The sequence below is a fragment of the Streptomyces sp. NPDC087845 genome (assembly GCF_044742755.1).
Classification (GTDB): Bacteria; Actinomycetota; Actinomycetes; order Streptomycetales; family Streptomycetaceae; genus Streptomyces.
In genome coordinates this window covers 16,175-31,457 of record NZ_JBIUVC010000022.1, presented here as the reverse complement: position 1 = coordinate 31,457, position 15,283 = coordinate 16,175, and the positions used below count along the sequence as shown (strand labels likewise).

Annotated in this window: 13 protein-coding genes and 4 pseudogenes; 9 read left to right on the top strand and 8 right to left on the bottom strand. The window is 68.6% G+C overall.

Annotation, left to right across the window (positions count from 1 at the left end; all coding sequences use genetic code 11):
• Positions 1-3: 3 nt before the first annotated feature.
• Positions 4-1,584 (top strand): alpha/beta hydrolase, encoded by a 1,581-nt coding sequence (locus ACIOMQ_RS36040; RefSeq protein WP_402191965.1) that lies wholly within the window; start codon positions 4-6, stop codon positions 1,582-1,584.
• 340 nt (positions 1,585-1,924) lie between these two features.
• Complete coding sequence (locus ACIOMQ_RS36035) at positions 1,925-2,542, top strand: FxLYD domain-containing protein (protein ID WP_401943866.1); 618 nt, start codon at positions 1,925-1,927, stop codon at positions 2,540-2,542.
• Between the two features lie 503 nt (positions 2,543-3,045).
• On the opposite strand, the pseudogene ACIOMQ_RS36030 reads toward ACIOMQ_RS36035, so the two are convergent.
• Positions 3,046-3,545 (bottom strand): annotated as a pseudogene (locus tag ACIOMQ_RS36030) (integrase core domain-containing protein); the annotation flags it as partial.
• Positions 3,546-3,802: 257 nt separating this feature from the next.
• On the opposite strand from ACIOMQ_RS36030, the pseudogene ACIOMQ_RS36025 reads away from it, so the two are divergent.
• Together ACIOMQ_RS36025 and ACIOMQ_RS36020 are read left to right on the top strand one after the other, a co-directional pair.
• Positions 3,803-3,868: pseudogene (locus ACIOMQ_RS36025) on the top strand (hypothetical protein); the annotation flags it as partial.
• A 157-nt stretch (positions 3,869-4,025) separates the two neighbouring features.
• Positions 4,026-4,370, top strand: a pseudogene (locus ACIOMQ_RS36020) (transposase); the annotation flags it as partial.
• Positions 4,371-4,375: 5 nt separating this feature from the next.
• On the opposite strand, the pseudogene ACIOMQ_RS36015 reads toward ACIOMQ_RS36020, so the two are convergent.
• Positions 4,376-4,933 (bottom strand): annotated as a pseudogene (locus ACIOMQ_RS36015) (helix-turn-helix domain-containing protein); the annotation flags it as partial.
• A gap of 219 nt (positions 4,934-5,152) precedes the next feature.
• Between ACIOMQ_RS36015 and ACIOMQ_RS36010 the strand changes: the two are divergent.
• From ACIOMQ_RS36010 to ACIOMQ_RS36000, 3 genes are all read left to right on the top strand, one after another.
• Positions 5,153-5,677, top strand: a complete 525-nt coding sequence (locus ACIOMQ_RS36010) for a GNAT family N-acetyltransferase (RefSeq protein ID WP_402191961.1) — start codon at positions 5,153-5,155, stop codon at positions 5,675-5,677.
• A gap of 102 nt (positions 5,678-5,779) precedes the next feature.
• On the top strand, positions 5,780-6,241 hold the full coding sequence (locus ACIOMQ_RS36005) for a hypothetical protein (protein WP_402191958.1): 462 nt from the start codon (positions 5,780-5,782) through the stop codon (positions 6,239-6,241).
• Positions 6,238-6,873 carry a DUF1707 domain-containing protein gene (locus ACIOMQ_RS36000; protein WP_362208657.1) on the top strand — a complete coding sequence of 212 codons (636 nt, stop codon included), beginning with the start codon at positions 6,238-6,240 and terminating at the stop codon, positions 6,871-6,873. The genes ACIOMQ_RS36005 and ACIOMQ_RS36000 overlap by 4 nt, the downstream gene beginning before the upstream one ends.
• 301 nt (positions 6,874-7,174) lie before the next feature.
• Here the strand turns inward: ACIOMQ_RS36000 and ACIOMQ_RS35995 are convergent, their stop codons facing one another.
• Positions 7,175-7,882, bottom strand: a complete 708-nt coding sequence (locus tag ACIOMQ_RS35995; protein WP_402191956.1) for a recombinase family protein — start codon at positions 7,880-7,882, stop codon at positions 7,175-7,177.
• An 821-nt stretch (positions 7,883-8,703) separates the two neighbouring features.
• Between ACIOMQ_RS35995 and ACIOMQ_RS35990 the strand changes: the two genes are divergently transcribed.
• Both ACIOMQ_RS35990 and ACIOMQ_RS35985 read left to right on the top strand, forming a co-directional pair.
• Complete coding sequence (locus tag ACIOMQ_RS35990; RefSeq protein ID WP_362208662.1) at positions 8,704-9,306, top strand: GNAT family N-acetyltransferase; 603 nt, start codon at positions 8,704-8,706, stop codon at positions 9,304-9,306.
• A 263-nt stretch (positions 9,307-9,569) separates the two neighbouring features.
• A complete protein-coding gene (locus ACIOMQ_RS35985) occupies positions 9,570-9,695 on the top strand; it encodes a hypothetical protein (protein WP_401944831.1) in 126 nt (41 codons plus the stop codon).
• Positions 9,696-10,052: 357 nt separating this feature from the next.
• Here ACIOMQ_RS35985 and ACIOMQ_RS35980 read toward each other — a convergent pair whose 3' ends face one another.
• The 5 genes from ACIOMQ_RS35980 to ACIOMQ_RS35960 all read right to left on the bottom strand — a co-directional run bounded on the left by ACIOMQ_RS35980 (position 10,053) and on the right by ACIOMQ_RS35960 (position 15,263).
• Complete coding sequence (locus ACIOMQ_RS35980; protein WP_402191954.1) at positions 10,053-10,562, bottom strand: hypothetical protein; 510 nt, start codon at positions 10,560-10,562, stop codon at positions 10,053-10,055.
• Positions 10,563-10,827: 265 nt separating this feature from the next.
• The gene (locus tag ACIOMQ_RS35975; RefSeq protein WP_362208673.1) at positions 10,828-11,127 is read right to left on the bottom strand and encodes a GrpB family protein; all 300 of its coding nucleotides are present in this window, start codon (positions 11,125-11,127) and stop codon (positions 10,828-10,830) included.
• A 94-nt stretch (positions 11,128-11,221) separates the two neighbouring features.
• Positions 11,222-12,397 (bottom strand): CaiB/BaiF CoA transferase family protein, encoded by a 1,176-nt coding sequence (locus ACIOMQ_RS35970; RefSeq protein ID WP_401944835.1) that lies wholly within the window; start codon positions 12,395-12,397, stop codon positions 11,222-11,224.
• 40 nt (positions 12,398-12,437) lie between these two features.
• Positions 12,438-13,634: an acyl-CoA dehydrogenase family protein gene (locus ACIOMQ_RS35965; RefSeq protein WP_401759267.1), complete on the bottom strand. Its 1,197-nt coding sequence runs from the start codon at positions 13,632-13,634 to the stop codon at positions 12,438-12,440.
• A gap of 36 nt (positions 13,635-13,670) precedes the next feature.
• Positions 13,671-15,263 carry an AMP-binding protein gene (locus ACIOMQ_RS35960; RefSeq protein WP_401759270.1) on the bottom strand — a complete coding sequence of 531 codons (1,593 nt, stop codon included), beginning with the start codon at positions 15,261-15,263 and terminating at the stop codon, positions 13,671-13,673.
• Positions 15,264-15,283 lie beyond the last annotated feature (20 nt).

The window sequence follows — 15,283 nt, the reverse complement described above, 5'->3', positions numbered from 1 at the left end:
CGTGTGACCCCCATCAGCGCAGCCGTGCGCCGCGCCTCGGCCGTGGGCCTCGCCCTCACCGCCTGCTTCACCGCGCTGCCCGGCGCGACGGCGACAGCCGCGAACCGTGACGGCGGAGCGGTGACGGCCGGAACGGGCCTCGAACGCTACTACCACCAGCACCTCGACTGGGGCAGTTGTGTCCTGGGCCCGGACGACGCCACGGGCCATGAACTGGAGAAGGCCGGCGCACGCTGCGCCGACGTGACCGTCCCGCTCGACTACGCGGCCCCCCGGGGACGTACTCTCAAGGTCACGATATCCCGGCTCACTGCCACCGACACCCGTCACCGGGTCGGCTCGCTGCTGTTCAACCCCGGAGGGCCGGGCGGACCCGGCCTCGGCTACTCCCCGCTCGTTCGCCAGATGATGAAGGAGACCGGTGCACGCTACGACGTCATCGGCTTCGACCCGCGTTTCGTCGGCCGCAGTGCCCCACTCGACTGCGACTGGCCCGTCGGCTCCTCCGTGTTCTCGGCCGGTCGCAGCCGGGCGGGCTTCGAGCGTCAGGTCGCCCTGCAGAAGGGCCTGGCCGACAAGTGCCGGGCCACCAACGCGTCCGTACTGCCGTACGTCACCACCCGCAACACGGCCCGCGACATGGACGTCGTCCGGGGCGCGCTCGGCGAGCGCAAGGTCTCCTACCTGGGCTGGTCCTACGGCACTTACCTGGGCACGGTCTACACCCAGATGTTCCCCGGCCGCTACGACCGGATGGTCCTCGACGGGGCACTGGATCCGCGCCGCTACAACCCGCGGCTGATGCGCGGAGTGGAGCGCGAGAACGAGCAGGCCCTCGCCGACTGGGCCACCTGGGCGGCGCGGCGCCACAGCGTCTACGGTCTCGGCCGCACGCGCGGACAGGTGCTCGCCACGATCAACCGGGTCGTCGCGGCCTCCGCGCGCCACCCGCTGACCCTCGGCACCGGCGCCGACACATTCCGGCTGGACGACACCCAGGTACCTTTCGTGGTCTTCGCCGGTACCGCGGACGACACCGAGGAGGCACGAGCGGCGGCCGGGGAGCAGATGTCCGCGCTCGCCAGGGCCGCGGCAGGGCAACCTACCCAGCTGTCACCGCAGTTCGCCGCGATGCTGCGGGGCGCGCTCACCAACGAGGGGTCACGCAACGGCAGTGCGCAGTCCGCGATCCTCTGCGGCGATGTCTCCGTGCCGCGCGCCCCCGAGAGCTACTGGCGGGACATCGAACGCAGCCGCGCCGCGCACCCGCTGTTCGGCCCCCTCACCAACAACATAGGGCCGTGCGCCTTCTGGGACCGGCCCCGCGAGAAGCCCACCCAGGTGCGTCAGGACGTCCCGGCACTGATCGTGGCCGCCACCGGTGACCCGCGCACCCCGTACACGGGCAGCGTGGCACTGCACAACCTGCTGCCGAGCTCCAAGCTGCTCACCCTCAAGGGCGCCAACCGGCACGCACTCTACGGCCAGTACGGCAACGCCTGCGTGGACAATGAGGTCAACCGGTACCTGGCCACCGGAAAGCTGCCCGCACACGACCGGACCTGCGTCAAGCAGAGCGGCTGACCGCCCGATGCCGCTTGGACCGGGGCTCGATCGGAGTCATGAGTCGAGAGGTTAAGTCAGTGGCTCAAGGCAGGGACTGACAGGAATTCTGCGCGCGCTGACACTCAACAGCAGCCCTCACCGTCGCCGCTGTCACCCCGGGCGCGTCGACGCCGGAGCCGTTGGCACGACAGCGAGTCCTCGGATGTCGAGCAGCCCGGCTGGTCGACCGGCGTGGCGGCGGGCTCCATGCGTGGCGAGCGTTCACGGTGTCGTCACAATTTGACCACTTCTGGTGTCATGCATTCCGGGTGGGTCATACGATGTTTCCTCGCACCTGCGCATCCCATGGGGGGATTCCATGTCGTACCCGCCGCCGCCCGGTCAGCAGCCTCAGCAGCCCCCGCAGCAGCAGCCGTATCAGCAATGGCCCCAGCAACCGGGGCCGGGGTGGGGTGCGCCGATGCCGCCGCCCAAGAAGTCGAAGACCGGGCTCATCGTCACCCTGTCCGTGCTCGGCGGCCTGGTCCTGCTCGGGGGGTGTGGCGCCCTGGTGGCCACGGTGAGCAGCGGCTCGACGCACGAGAGCAGCGCCACGGGGGAATCGCCGGCGGACGCGGCGCCCGAGAAGAACGCACCGGCCGAGAACGCCCCTGCGGAGAAGCCGGCCGAGAAGGAGAAGGGCGCGGACGCGAGTGCCGAGTCGGACGTGAAGCTGACGGGGTGCGAGGTCAACAGTGTGACCAAGTGGCCGTCCGTGACCGTGGAGATCGAGAACCACAGCGACGCGCAGTCGAACTACATCGTGTCGGTGGAGTTCGTCGACGGGTCCGGGACGCGGCTGGCTGAGGGCATCGCCGCGGCGAACAATCTCGCTGCGGGGCAGAAGTCCGAGCAGAAGGCGCAGGGGATCGGGGAGGCGCCGGCCGACACGAAGTGCAAGGTGTCGAAGGTGACTCGGTACCCGTCCGGCGGGTGACGGCGCCTGCCGTCTGAGCGCGTCGACGCCCCGTCATCTGGTGTGGTGGCGGGGCGTTGCCGGTGCTCGACGCCGCACGAACCGGCCCGGACGGTACCTACGACGGATCAAGGAACACTTCGAGCAGTCGATCGAGCGTGCAGAATCCTCGCCACCGGCGAGTCACACAGTCGACCCGCCCACCACAAGGTCGGCACCAAACCCCGCAGGACGGGCTGACGAGCGACATCGAGGATCAGCACACTGAGCACATGCGATACGCGGAGAAAGCGAAGCTCACCTTCGCGAGAGCCTTGGCCCCGGTGGCCATCCTTGTCACCTCACCCGTACTGCTGATAGCCGGAGCGACAGTCCGCCGTCGATACCTCCGCTACGTCTACCGGGATGAGGCCCGACACATCCTGGACAAGGAGCGGGGTCGGATCAGCTTCCACTGGTTCGTGGTCACCAACCCTCTTCTCGATTGGCTCTGCTGGCCCACAGAGGCACTCATCCGACTCGTCTCACGCCGAGGTTGAACGACAAGGCCAGGCGTATTGACCCACAGCGTTGTTCACGCGGCTGCTCGGAGGCTGGCCTCCGAGTGCGGTGTGGCAGCGGTGGTGGTAGATGTGCAGGAGCCTGCCAGGGCCGCGGTGCGCTCGTCGTTGGAGGTGCGGGGCCGCAGATGGGCCCAATTCTCCAGCAGGGTGCGGTTGCAGCGTTCGACCTTGCCGTTCGTCTGCGGCCGGTAGGGCCGGATTCGCTTGTGTGCGATGCCGGCTGCGGTGAGGGCCTGGGTGAAGAGCTTGGACGTGCGGCAGGCCATTGTCGGTCGGGACCCGCCCCATGGTGACGCCGTGGCGGGTGAAGAACGCTGGGCACGCTGCCAGAAGCCTATGGCCGTGTGCTGCCGTTCGTCGGCCAGGACCTCGCTGCAGGCCAGTCGGGAGTGGTCGTCGACGGCAGAGTGGACGTAGCTGTAACCGATCACCGGCTTGCAGCTCTTGCGCTGACCGGTGGTGGTCTAGCGTTTCTGGTTGCCGGTTGTTCTGCCGACCGTCCGCCAGCCGCCGCATTACGGTGCGACATGAAGACCTCTGTGTGCGGTGTGGAGCCTAGACACCTCCACCACACCGGAGGTCTTCGCCGTGATCAAGACCCACGACCGTCAACAACGCTCGTGATCAATACAACTAGGACGTGTATCGAAAGCGGATCTTTAGCGTTGGATGACCGTGGTTCGTGGCGCAGGGAGATCTCGCAGACGAGCAGTGATCGGTGCTGGAGCCGTTGTTGCCGAGGGGCCGCAAACCCGGGGGGCCGCGGGTGTGGTCGCGGCGGCAGTTGATCGACGGCATACGATCCCGGGTCCGTACCGGCGTCCCGTGGCGGACGTGCCCTGGGGTCGGATCTACGACCTGTTCCGCCGTGGCAACGGGACGGTTCCTGGCACCGGATCCTCTCCCTGCCAGTCCTGGGCCGCCGCGGAAGGAGCCATCACGTGGGATCTCAACGTCGACTCCACGGTGTGCCGACCCCATCAGCACGCGGCCGGGACCCGCAAACAGGGGGATCTGCAGAAGGAGCCGCCCGGTGGCGTCTTCGTCGAGCCGAGTGGCCACGGGCTGGGCGCTCGCGCGGCGGGTTCACCACCACGGTGCACCTGGCTGTCGAGCAGGGACGGAAGCCCATGTCGATCGTCGTGACCGCCGGGCGGCGGGGCGACTTTCCCCAGTTCGAGACGGTTCTTCAGCCTATCCGGGTTCCTCGCCCTGGTCCAGGCGGGCCCCGGACCCGGCCCCGGCAGGTACGGGCGGACAAGGCGTATGCGCCCCGTTGCAACCGCGTCCACCTGCGTAGGCGCGGCATCCGCTGCACCATCCCGTACAAGGCCGACCAGTCCTTGTGCTTGCCGCCGCGCTCAGCCCCGTGCCGGCCGGGGCGAGGCTGGAGGTTGAGGGGGCCGAACTCATCTACGAGGAAGGAGACTTCGGGCTCGCCCGGCTCGGGTATGACCTCGCCGTCGGCAATTGCGTAGAGTTGCTCGCCCCTGGCCTTCGTGGCGGCGTAGTCGGGGCCGCGTGAGGTCTTCCAGGTCTTTGTACGTTGGGAGGAAGACGCCTTCCGCGCGGAGCAGGATCCGCAGGCCCTCGTGGCTGATGTTGTCGACCACCCCCTCGGCAACCAGGATGTCGGCCAGTTTGACCAGGCTCCAGGTCGAGAAGGGCAGGTTGTACTCGACCGGCTTGGACTTGGTGATCCTCATGATCTCCCGGCGCTCGGGCAAGGTGAAGATTCTCGGCGACCCACCCCGGTACTTCGGCTACAGGAAGTCGAAGCCGTCGGCCTTGAATTTGTGCACCACACCCCAGGCGCCCGGTCCGCTCTCGTGAACCTGACCTCGGCGATCCCAGACGCTGCGTCACATCACAGCAGGTCAGGGTCGCTTGAGACGGCACTAGGACTGCTGGGTTCGCACCTGGAGTTGGATCTCAGAGGCTTGGCTATCAACACTTCCTCCGACAACAACATCGGTTTCCTGCTTCCTTCTCCTACTCAACTTCCTTCTCCCGGAGGCCCCTTGCAGCCGGTCGACGCAGGGGTGGACACTCGTGCGAAGATCGCGACGTGAATGCTCTACGCTTCCGTCTCGCTCACGACACGGACCTTGCCACCGTCGTACGTCTACGCGACGACGCTGCCCGCTGGATGCTTGCCAAGGGCGTCACTGGTCAGTGGCGGCCCGGCGAGCTGGGAGGGGACCACTTCCGCCGAATCATGGAAAACGGGGAGGTATGGCTCGCGGAGGCTGCCGATCGTGTGGTCGGGGCCTGGGAGCTGTGGTGGGAGGACGAGGAGGCGTGGGGGCCACAGCTGCCGACGGCCGGCTATGTGCACCGGCTGATGGTGGATCACAGCAGTGTGCCGCCCGGGACGGGACGGCAGCTCCTGCGGGTCGCGGAGCGCCGCGTGGCCGAGGCGGGCCGACCGTTGGTACGTCTGGACTGCCTGGCCGACAACGTCCCCCTGACTGCGTACTACCTCAACGCCGGCTATCAGGTTGTCGGGCATAAGGAGGGCAAGCCGCAGCCGAACGGTACGCCCAAGTCCTTCACGCTCCTCGAAAAGTCCCTACGTGACGGAGAAGAATAGGATTCTTACGCGCTCGTCGTGGTCGGACGAGAGTGACAGAATGCCCTGGATTGCCTCGGTGCGTGGTCAGCATCGTCCGGCAGGTAGTGCAGGTGCCGTCACGTGACCGGGCCCGCAGCCCAGGTCGGCGACGGCCGGGCGTCGACGAGCTGGCTGATTTCGATGAAGGCGGCGTTCAGCCACTCGATGGAGGAGAAGGCGCCGCCGAGGCGGACTCCCCTTACCGAGGCCCTGCGGATCGCACACGAGGTGTGCGACGCCGCACACGGCCGGACGCGAGATCCCCGGCAACAGACGAGGAGCTGGGGAGTGAGCGCACTGCGGCCCCACTGGGAGCTCGTCCCGGCCCGCCGCGAAGGCCCGTCCCTGACGCAACTCCTCAAGCTGAACCAGTATTGCCGGGAGCGTGCTGGTCAGTTCGGATCGATGCAGGTCACGGGGCTCACGCTGGAACACGACCGTCGCCGCAGTGACGCCCTGGCCCAATGCCGCGACAGCCTCTGGCTCAGTCGCGATCACCGATCGTTGCGGGACTCCAGGCTGTCCACCAGAATGCGAGCATGACGGGTGAACTCCAGCCAGCTGACGACTCTTCCGGGCACAGCCCAACGCCCGAGCTACGGGCATCCGACCGGGAGCGAGACCATGTCGTAGAGATCCTGCAGGTTGCCGCGGGCGACGGTCGGCTCACTGTGGCTGAGATGGACGAGCGCTTGGACGCCGCGTTGTCCGCCCGTACCACCGGCGACCTGGCTCGACTGACCGCCGACCTGCCCTCAGAAGGTTTACCCCCACAAGCCAGGGATCTGGTCCGGATCGACCAGCGATTCGGCGACGTCACACGCGCCGGCCGCTGGCTGGTTCCGCGTCGCATGGAAATCCGGCTGATGTTCGGCGAAGCGAAGCTCGACTTCACCCACGCGGTGATCACCCACCACACCCTGCACATCGATGTCGACCTGCGCATCGGAGGAAACCTGACCCTGGTGACCAGGCCCGGGATCGTCGTCGACACAGATGACCTGGAGCGCGGCAGCGGCGACATCAAGATCCGGCCTGTATCCGGCCCGGACACGGCCACTACCCTGCATGTGCAACTGACCGGACGGTCCCGCGGAGGCGACATCATCGCTCGACCGCCGCGACAGAAATTCTCGGCCTGGGTGCGCCGCACGCCAAGGAGTAGCGGCCGCTGAAGACGGGTTCTCAGACATACGCTCATCCCCCGGCGGCGGCCTCGGCCAGTTCCGGGAACTGGCCGAACAGTGGGCAACCTGAGCATCTGGCATGCCTGGTCGACGGCGGCGTCGGCGACCTCTTCGGGCAGCCCGCGGTGACGATTGACGGTCACGTCGTTGAGGAACGGCCGCCTGCGGGGATCACGCACGCTCGCCGGCATCCCCTGGGACTAGTGCCGTGACCGGCACTAGAAACGGCTCGTCCAGCACTCCCAGACACTGATCATCTGGGCTGTGGTCGCTCTCATGACGCTCCGCATCATCTGCGGCACCGGGAGGAGGAAGCCCCCTTCCCCGCATTCCGCCACGGATCCGTCCGGCGGCCGGATCTCTTCACTCCCTGCCCCGACTCGGGATCAACGCTGCTCGGGCTCAGAAGCCGCTTCCGGGGGATCTCCGAGGTAAGCCCAAAAGGGGCCACGGAGTGATCTTGAAGTCTGAAGTGGGTCACCGTACGGTCTGCGGCTGGGCCCGGGAGCTCGCCGGCCTGGAGGGCGGCGAAGTCGGCGTGGGCCTGTTCGACGGCTTCCGGGTACGCCTCGCGCTTGGCGTGCTCGGCGAGCGCCCGGTAGATGCTGGCGACGGAAGGGTTCCGTCCCTTGCGTTTGCCGGTGGGGATGATCAGGTCGGGCTGGATCTGCTCGACGGGCTCGCCGTTCGCCCTCCGGGGGAGCACGGTGTGGAGCATGTCGTCGGTGACGACCGGCGGCCGGCCGCCGGGCTTGCCCTTGCGGGCCACGGTGTCGAGCCCTTCGAGCGTCGACTCGCGGATGTTCTCCCGCTCGGTCTCCGCCATCGCGGCGAAGAACGCGAACAGCAACGGCGCCGCGCCGGTGGGGTCGTAGATGCCGGGCAGGGGCCCGGCGAGCATCTCCAGGACCAGGCCGTGGGCGGTGAGGTGGTCGGCGAGCGCGGTGAGTTCAGCAGCGTCGCGGCCGAGCCGCTTCATCTCGTACACGGTGAACATGACCCGGCAGTGCGGGGGCTTGCGCCTTGATCCCCCGCGCGGTCTTCAGCGCCTGCTCGAACTGGCGGCGGACCCGCACGCGGGTGCTGATCTCCTCGCTGAAGATCTTGTCCCGGGGGATTCCGTGCCCCGCGAGCGCGTCGAGCTGGGAGTCAAGTTCTTGGCTGAGGTGCGGACAGCGGGCGTAGCCGATGCGGATGTCCGCGCTCGGCAGGTCCGGGTCGACGGCCGCGGGTAGCGGGTGTCCGGGCCGCCAGGGCCTGCCGAGGTTCCGGTCCGCGGGGAGTCGGCACCCGCAGCGCCATCTTCAGGCGGGGCACCTGGGTGAAGCGACGGGTGTGGTGGGCGGAGGCGACCGCGCCGCCGCGCGAGCGGCACGGCGAGCCCGGCTGTGCGTCACACTTCGGACAGGCGTGCTGCTCGATGTCGTCCGCGTCCGGCCGGTCGGCTGGGGAGGGCTGCTGAGGAGCCGTCCTGAGCCCGGTTTTTCGCACAAATGCAACTCTCGGAAGGGGGTGCGTCCCGTTTTTGAGTGAGAACGGGTTCTGCAACCCGAACCGGTCTTGTCGATCTCCGGCGGACCGTTCTTGATCTTGCTCGGGCAAAGGGCCGTTTGTGAGAACACGGGAGTGCCGGGCCCGCGAGGGCGACGCCCTATGGAGGTGGAAACCTTGGCGTCAGAGAACCTCCAGGGTGCTTGAGCTGCGGTCTGTGCGCCAAGCCTGTGAACGAGTCCTCTCTGGGCTGGGGTGTCCGACACTCTCCCCTGGTCAAAATGCGTTGGCTAGGGATTCACCCGGTGGCAGGATGGCTCGGTGAACATGGCACAGAACCAGAAAGCCCCTGTCGTGCGTCCGATCACCGACGCCGACATTCCCACCGCGGTCGATACCCTCGCCCGCGCCTTCGCCGACTACCCCTACACGCGGCACGTGATCGCAGCGGACGATCACGAGGAGCGGATCCGGCGGTTCCAGGAGTTGTGCCTGACCCGCATCGGCATGGTGTACGGCCGAGCCTGGGTCGCCGACGAAGGCCGCGCTGTGGCTGTCTGGGCCATTCCCGGCCAGGATCCCTCGCCCGCCTTCGCCGAACTCGGGCCGATCCTCGGCGAACTCAGCGGCGACCGGGCCGCCGCGTCCGCGGCCGCGGACGCGGCCATTGCCCCGTACCGGCCCCAAGAGCCGGGCTGGTTCCTGGAAACCGTGGGAACCGCCCCCGAGGCCCAGGGGCAGGGCCTCGGCAGTGCGGTGCTGATTCCCGGCATCCAGGAGGCCGAGCGCGCTGGCTATCCAGCGTTCCTGGAGACCTCCAGCGAGGCGAACGTGCAATTCTACGAGCGCCTCGGCTTCAAGGTCACAGCCGATGTCCTGCTCCCCGACAACGGCCCCCGCACGTGGTGCATGCGCAGGGACCCGCGCTGAGAACCTGAATTCTCACCTTCGACGGGGCCGTGCTCAGCCCACCTCGTCGCCCTCGTCCAACTCCGGCGCATCCGGATCGCGCAGCGGGCGCAGGACGCCGGCTGCCAGGGCGGAGGCGGTGAAGCTGTAGAGGCCGAGCACGTTGCCACCGTGCACAAGCGCGTCCGCGACGCCTGGACACCGGCCGGAACATCGACGCCGACCACATCCGTGAGCGACTGGAGCGGGCCCTGCTGCTCCTGGAGGCCGACGGCACGCCGTACGTGCGCTGCGGCGAGGCCGGGGACCACGGGTGGCTGGCCGAGAACGTCGGCGAGGACCTGGCGGCGTCGTTCAGCCTGTACCTGAAACACAACATCCGGATCACCCTGCTCCCGGCCCGGCCGTAGCCCGCAACCAGGCTGGCCGCAGCCAATCACACGCAATGCGGCCAGGCCCGGAGCCATGGGTGGTTCAGGCGAGGAGGCCCCAGGAGACGGGTGGAGTTGTGACAGCTGCAGCCCTCGCAGAACAGGATGTCGGGCTCGCGCCCGCGCATCCAGAAGGAGGTGCACAGCCCGCTGCGGCGTACCTGACGGTTGGCCCAGAAGGCGAGTTCGACGCCGGAGCGGTGCGCGTTCCGGTGTTCGGCCGGCAGGCGCCATCACGTGGGCGAGACCAGCACGGTGGCCCACGCGCGGGCCTTGGGGACCAGGTCGTCGAGGCCGGTGGTTTGCGGTCGCCGCTGGTGCTCGATCGGTGTGCCGTCAGCGGTGCGGGCCTTGGTCTCGGAGTCGCGGAAGGCGCACGGGGTGCGGCCGGGGAAGCCGTGCCCGTTCGGGCAGGTGTGCCAGGTCTGCTTGAAGCCGGGCTCGTCCTCGCGTCGCCGCCTCGACGCGCGCTTCGACGGCTGGCTTGCACAGAGTCACAGAGGGCCAGTCCCGGGGCAGGTGCCCGTGTGCCTCGGTCAAGTAGCCCCACAGCGCGTCCATCTCCGCGAGGCCCGCCGGATCCGACCGCGACTCCAGCGGCGAGTACGGCACCCCGTCGCGGATCGCGGGCGCGTAGTCCCCCCGTAGCAGCAGTCCGATCGCCCGGTCCCGCTCCCAGACCGCGCCGCTGACCAGGCAGAGCGCGAAGGCGTCGAGCCAGGTCCTCGTGGTGGGCGCCTGGTCCACCGTGTCTGCGAAACTGAGGTCCTCGCTGCTGAGCGTCTCGTCGATGAGAGGAAGAGGGACCTCGAAGTCGCCGTTGGGGAAGGCGCCGAGGCTCAGCACCCCGAGGGGCGCACTCCGCCGCCGTGCGCAGGACCACGGGTGAGGGGGCGGCACTGAGCGTGGGGTCCTCCAGGGCACGAGCGGCGGCGTGGTCAAGGAGTTCGGCGCACATCTCCTGCAGGGACTTCAGGGTCAGGGCGCCGTAGCGCAGTCGCTGCCAACGGCCAAACGCACGCCCGTAGATGTTCTCCAGGGCCTGGGCGATCCGCTCCTCGCCGGCGCTGTGGCACGCTACTTCCTGCACGTTGTCGTCCTTCCCTCACCCTTACAGCTCGCGGTGGCACGCTGCCAACGCTTTCGTCAGCTGAGGACCGCCTGGAGTCGGAGCGGGCTGCCAGCGGGTTTCGGCGGCCCATCGTTCGGCGGCCGCCATCAGAACTTCCGTGGCGGGAGCTTTGATCTGCCCGTGGTCGAGCAGGTCCGGCACGCTCAGGGCCAGGCGCTTCTTGAACGCCCCCCACGCCTGGCGGGCGGCTTCATCGGCGCGCAGGTAGTCACGGAACAGGAGGGCCAAGCGGGCGTTGGGCCCGTTCACCTGCCGCAGGTGGACGTTGCACCGGGCCATCGGAGCCCCATGCGGTGGCCGGTGGATGCTGTGGCAGCCACGGCTGTTCGGTCTTCAGTGGTGACCGCCGGACAGCCGTGGCGTGCGGCCGTTGTCAGGTGCTCGCGTGATGGTCCGAGTACATCTGTTGCCGGGTGGTGAGTGCGTGTTCGTCGAATAGTTCCTGAGTGTGCTGACCGAGGGACGGGGCAGGGCTGCGGAAGGTGTCGAGGCCGGCCCCGAAGGTGACGGGGAATCGAGCCTGTGGGCAGACCGCGGAGTCGGAAGGCACGGTGAACAGCTGCCGGGCAGTGGTGTGGGGGTCGGCCAGAAGCTCACCGGGACTGGTGAGGACAGGGGCCCATGGTGCGTTGAGCTCGGCCAGCCGCTTCTCCCACCAGGCGAAGTCGCGGGCCTGGAACACACCGCGCAGCAGGTCTCCCACTGCCTGCCTGGCTGCCGTGCGGGCAGCGCGCCGGTCGTAGGCGGACGTTTTCAACGCCTCGAATTCGTCGGCGAGTTCGGTGCGGAAGCGGTGCCAGAACTTGTCCTCGTACGTGGCGAGGGAAAGACAGCGTCCGTCGGCGGTGGTGAAGACGTCGTTGTCGCCCTGGACCAGACCTGCGTCGAGAGGGTCGGGGATGTTGCGCAACGGCAGCGCGAACAGGGAGCACCACGCCGTGATGGACTCGCTGAGGGACACGTCGATGTGCTGGCCTTCACCGTCGGCGCCGAGGGCGGCGGTCAGCGCGAGGGCCGCGTGCATGGCACCTGCCATGTCACCGATCCGTACGCCGGGACGTGTGATGTGGCCATCGAGGCGTCCGGGGACGGTGAAGAAGCCCGACAGGCCGAGAAAGTTGAGCTCGTGGCCAGGCTTTTGGGCGTAGGGGCCGGTCTGCCCGTAGCCGCTGAGCGAACACAGCACCAGGCGCGGGTTGGCCTCGTGAAGGGTGGCGTAGCCCAGGCCCATACCGTCGAGGACACCGGGGCGGAAACTCTCCACGACGGCATCGGCCGTGCGCACCAGGTCCAGGAAGGCGTCACGCCCGTCTTCGTCCCGCAGGTCCAGAGTCACGGAACGCTTGTTGCGGTTGAGCGCGTCGAAGAGGTCCGGGGCGACCCGCAGGGGGTCGCCGGTGCGGGGGGTTTCGATCTTGATGACGTCGGCGCCGAGGTCGGCGAGCAGAGACGTGGCGTAGGGTCCGGGCAGGAGGCGGGAGAGGTCGAGGATGCGCTTGCCCGTCAGCGCCGACCATGTGGGGGCCGCGGGTCGAGCGGAGTCCGTCATCGGATGCACCTGTCTTGCGGTGGAGGGGCAGTGAGACGGGTCAGGCCATGAAGGCGAGGCCGTGGGCGATGCCGTTGCGCTGGATCTCGGAAGTGCCGGTCAGGATGCGGAACATGCGGATCTTGCGGAACAGGAACTCGATCTCATTGCCCTGCGTGAGGCCTTCCTTGCCGTGGATCTGGACAGCCTGGTCGAGGATCCTGAAGGCGGACTCGGCGACGAACAGCTTGCACATGAACGCCTCGGTGCGCACCTCGTTGCCCTGGTCGAGGGCGGCGAGCGCGGCGTAGGTCATGGACCGGGCCGCATAGAGGTCGGTGGCCATGTCGGCGACCTTGTGCTGAATGGACTGCAGGGCCAGCAACGGCTGTCCGCCGGCGACCTTGCGGTGGCGGGTTCGTTCAAGGGTGAGATCGAGGGCGCGGCGGGTGGCGCCGATGACGCTGGGGCAGTGCAGAAGCCGGTTGGTGGTGACGCGGCCGAGGGCGATCCGCATGCCTTTGCCCTCCTCGCCGAGCAGGTTCTCGGCGGGGACGTGGCAGTCGTCCAGGATGATGTCGCTCTCGATGTGTTCCCCGGACATGGGGGTCGCGCCGTCGTCGACCTGGCAACCCGGGCTGTCCAGGTCGACGAGGAAGGCGGAGAAGGACGGCTTGTCACCCTCCTGTTCGCCGGTTCCGGCCATCCGGGCGACGACGATGGCGAAGTCCGCGAAGGGGCCCGCTGAGCTGAACACCTTGTGGCCGCTCAAGCGGTAGCCGTCGCCGTCGCGGACGGCGGTGGTACGCATCGAGCGGACGTCGGAACCGGCATCGGTCTCGGTCAGCGAGAAGCAGCAGGCGCGTTCGCCGCGCACCAAGGGCACCAGAAATTTGTCCAGTTGGTATTCAGTTGCGTGCCGCAGGATGTCGCCCGCGCGCAGCGGACCGCCCATGTCGCCCAGCACGCTGTGCCCCAGCACGCGCCCGCTGGCCCCGACCTCCTCCTTGAGAGCGGCCAGTGCGGTGTAGGAGAGGTTCTGGCCGCCGTACTCCTCCGGCAGGTGGATGCCGTAGAAGCCCAGTTCGCGGCTGCGGTGCCAGACGGGTTCGAGGTCGGCGCGGGTGAGCCGCGTGTCGTGGGTGATGCCGCGCTCGCGCTCGTAGTCGGCGAGTTCGCCCTCGAGGTAGGTGCGGAGCCGGTCGACGAGGCCGGAGACCTGCGGGGCGTCGTAGACGGGGCGGAGAGAGAAGGTCATTTCGTAGTGGTCCTTGCCGGTCGGAGGGCGGGGGGGTCAGTTCACACGGCGGTCGGCGCCTGCCCAGAACGGTTCGCGGACGGCCTTGCGGTCGAGCTTGCCGTTGCGGTTGTGGGGCAGTTCGCCGACGAAGTCCACGGTCTTCGGCTTCTTGAAGCGGTCGAGGCGCTCGGCGCAGAACGCTGCGATCCCGTCGGCGGTGAGAGCGTGGCCGGGGCGGGGCACGATGACGGCCTTGACCGCTTCGCCCCACTTTTCGTCGGGGACACCGATGACGCAGACTTCCTGGACGCCGGGGTGCTCGTAGAGGGCGGCCTCCACCTCGGTGCAGTAGATGTTGAACCCGCCGGAGATGATCATGTCCTTCTTGCGGTCGACCAGGAACAGATAGCCGTCCTCGCGCATCCAGGCGAGGTCACCGGTGTGGACCCACCCGTCGCGGAAGGTCTGAGCCGACAGTTCGGGCTCCTGCCAGTACTCACGCACGCAGTCGGGGCCGCGGACGATGACCTCGCCGACCTCGCGGGGCGGCAGCGGCCGGCCGGCGTCGTCGACGACGCGGATCTCGGTGTCGTACATCGCCCGCCCGCAGGACTGGAGCAGTTCGGGATCGTCCGCGACGGCGTGGGCGACCTCCTGGCTGCTCAACCCGGCCACCACACTGGTGGTCTCGCCGAGCCCGTACCCCTGTGCCACGACCGGGCCGAAGAACTGCACGGCGTCGCGCAGGCGCTGGGGGGAGATCGGGGCTCCCCCCACGCGCACACTGGTGAGGCTGGACAGGTCCCGGCCCGCCGCCTCCGGATGGGCGAGCACCATGTTGATCATGGCCGGAACGAGAAAGGTGGCGGTGATGCGCTCCTTCTCCACCGTGTCCACGAAGGCCTCCGCGCTCCACGACGGCAGCACATGCGTGGTCGATCCGCCGAACACACCGGCCAGCAGGGTCATCCCGGTGGCGTGCGTGATCGGGCCGCAGGCCAGGTAGCGCGTGCCGGGTCCCGGGCGCGACTCGTCGCTCATGAGCTGCTTGCGCATGTTGGCCACCCGGTTGCCAAAGGTCTGCACCGCGGCCTTGAGCGCGCCGGTGGAACCGGAGGTGAAGTTCAGGACACACGGCGCGTCCTCGTCGACCTCGACAGCCACCGGGGCGTCGGCCGCCTCGCCGAGCAGGGCCCGGTAGCCGAGGACCGCGGTGGCATCCGGTGCCGCGCCTGCGGTGGTGTCCGGCTCTTCGCCCTCGTCGAGCAGGACCGGAAGACAACCGGTGCCCGCTGCCGCGATGGCGGCGAGCGCGTCCTCTCGGTGCTCCGCGTCGAAGACGAGGGCCTGCACGGGCGCGTACCGCAAGATGTGCTCGATCTCGCCCCGGCCGAGGCGGGCGTTGATCGGGGCACGTGTCAGCCCGGCCTTGTACAGGGCGAATTCGACCTCGACGAGTTCCCCGCGGTTCCAGGCCAAAGAGGCGACCGCGTCGCCGGGGCGCAGCCCGCGGGCGACGAGGGCGGAGGCGAGCCGGTTGGTCGCGCCGTCCAGCTCCTCGTAGCTCCAGGAACGCTCGCCGCAGACCAGGGCGGTGGCATCGGGCCAGTAGCGGGCGCTGCGGGTGAGGTAGGTACCGAGGTTCATCAACGATCTCCAGCCTTGCA

Coding starts and splice junctions, on each gene's coding strand:
- ACIOMQ_RS35990 (WP_362208662.1), top strand. CDS start 8,704: ATGGCACAGAACCAGAAAGCCCCTGTCGTGCGTCCGATCACCGACGCC.
- ACIOMQ_RS35975 (WP_362208673.1), bottom strand. CDS start 11,127: ATGGCCCGGTGCAACGTCCACCTGCGGCAGGTGAACGGGCCCAACGCC.
- ACIOMQ_RS35965 (WP_401759267.1), bottom strand. CDS start 13,634: ATGACCTTCTCTCTCCGCCCCGTCTACGACGCCCCGCAGGTCTCCGGC.
- ACIOMQ_RS35995 (WP_402191956.1), bottom strand. CDS start 7,882: ATGTTCACCGTGTACGAGATGAAGCGGCTCGGCCGCGACGCTGCTGAA.
- ACIOMQ_RS35970 (WP_401944835.1), bottom strand. CDS start 12,397: ATGACGGACTCCGCTCGACCCGCGGCCCCCACATGGTCGGCGCTGACG.
- ACIOMQ_RS36035 (WP_401943866.1), top strand. CDS start 1,925: ATGTCGTACCCGCCGCCGCCCGGTCAGCAGCCTCAGCAGCCCCCGCAG.
- ACIOMQ_RS35960 (WP_401759270.1), bottom strand. CDS start 15,263: ATGAACCTCGGTACCTACCTCACCCGCAGCGCCCGCTACTGGCCCGAT.
- ACIOMQ_RS36000 (WP_362208657.1), top strand. CDS start 6,238: ATGACGGGTGAACTCCAGCCAGCTGACGACTCTTCCGGGCACAGCCCA.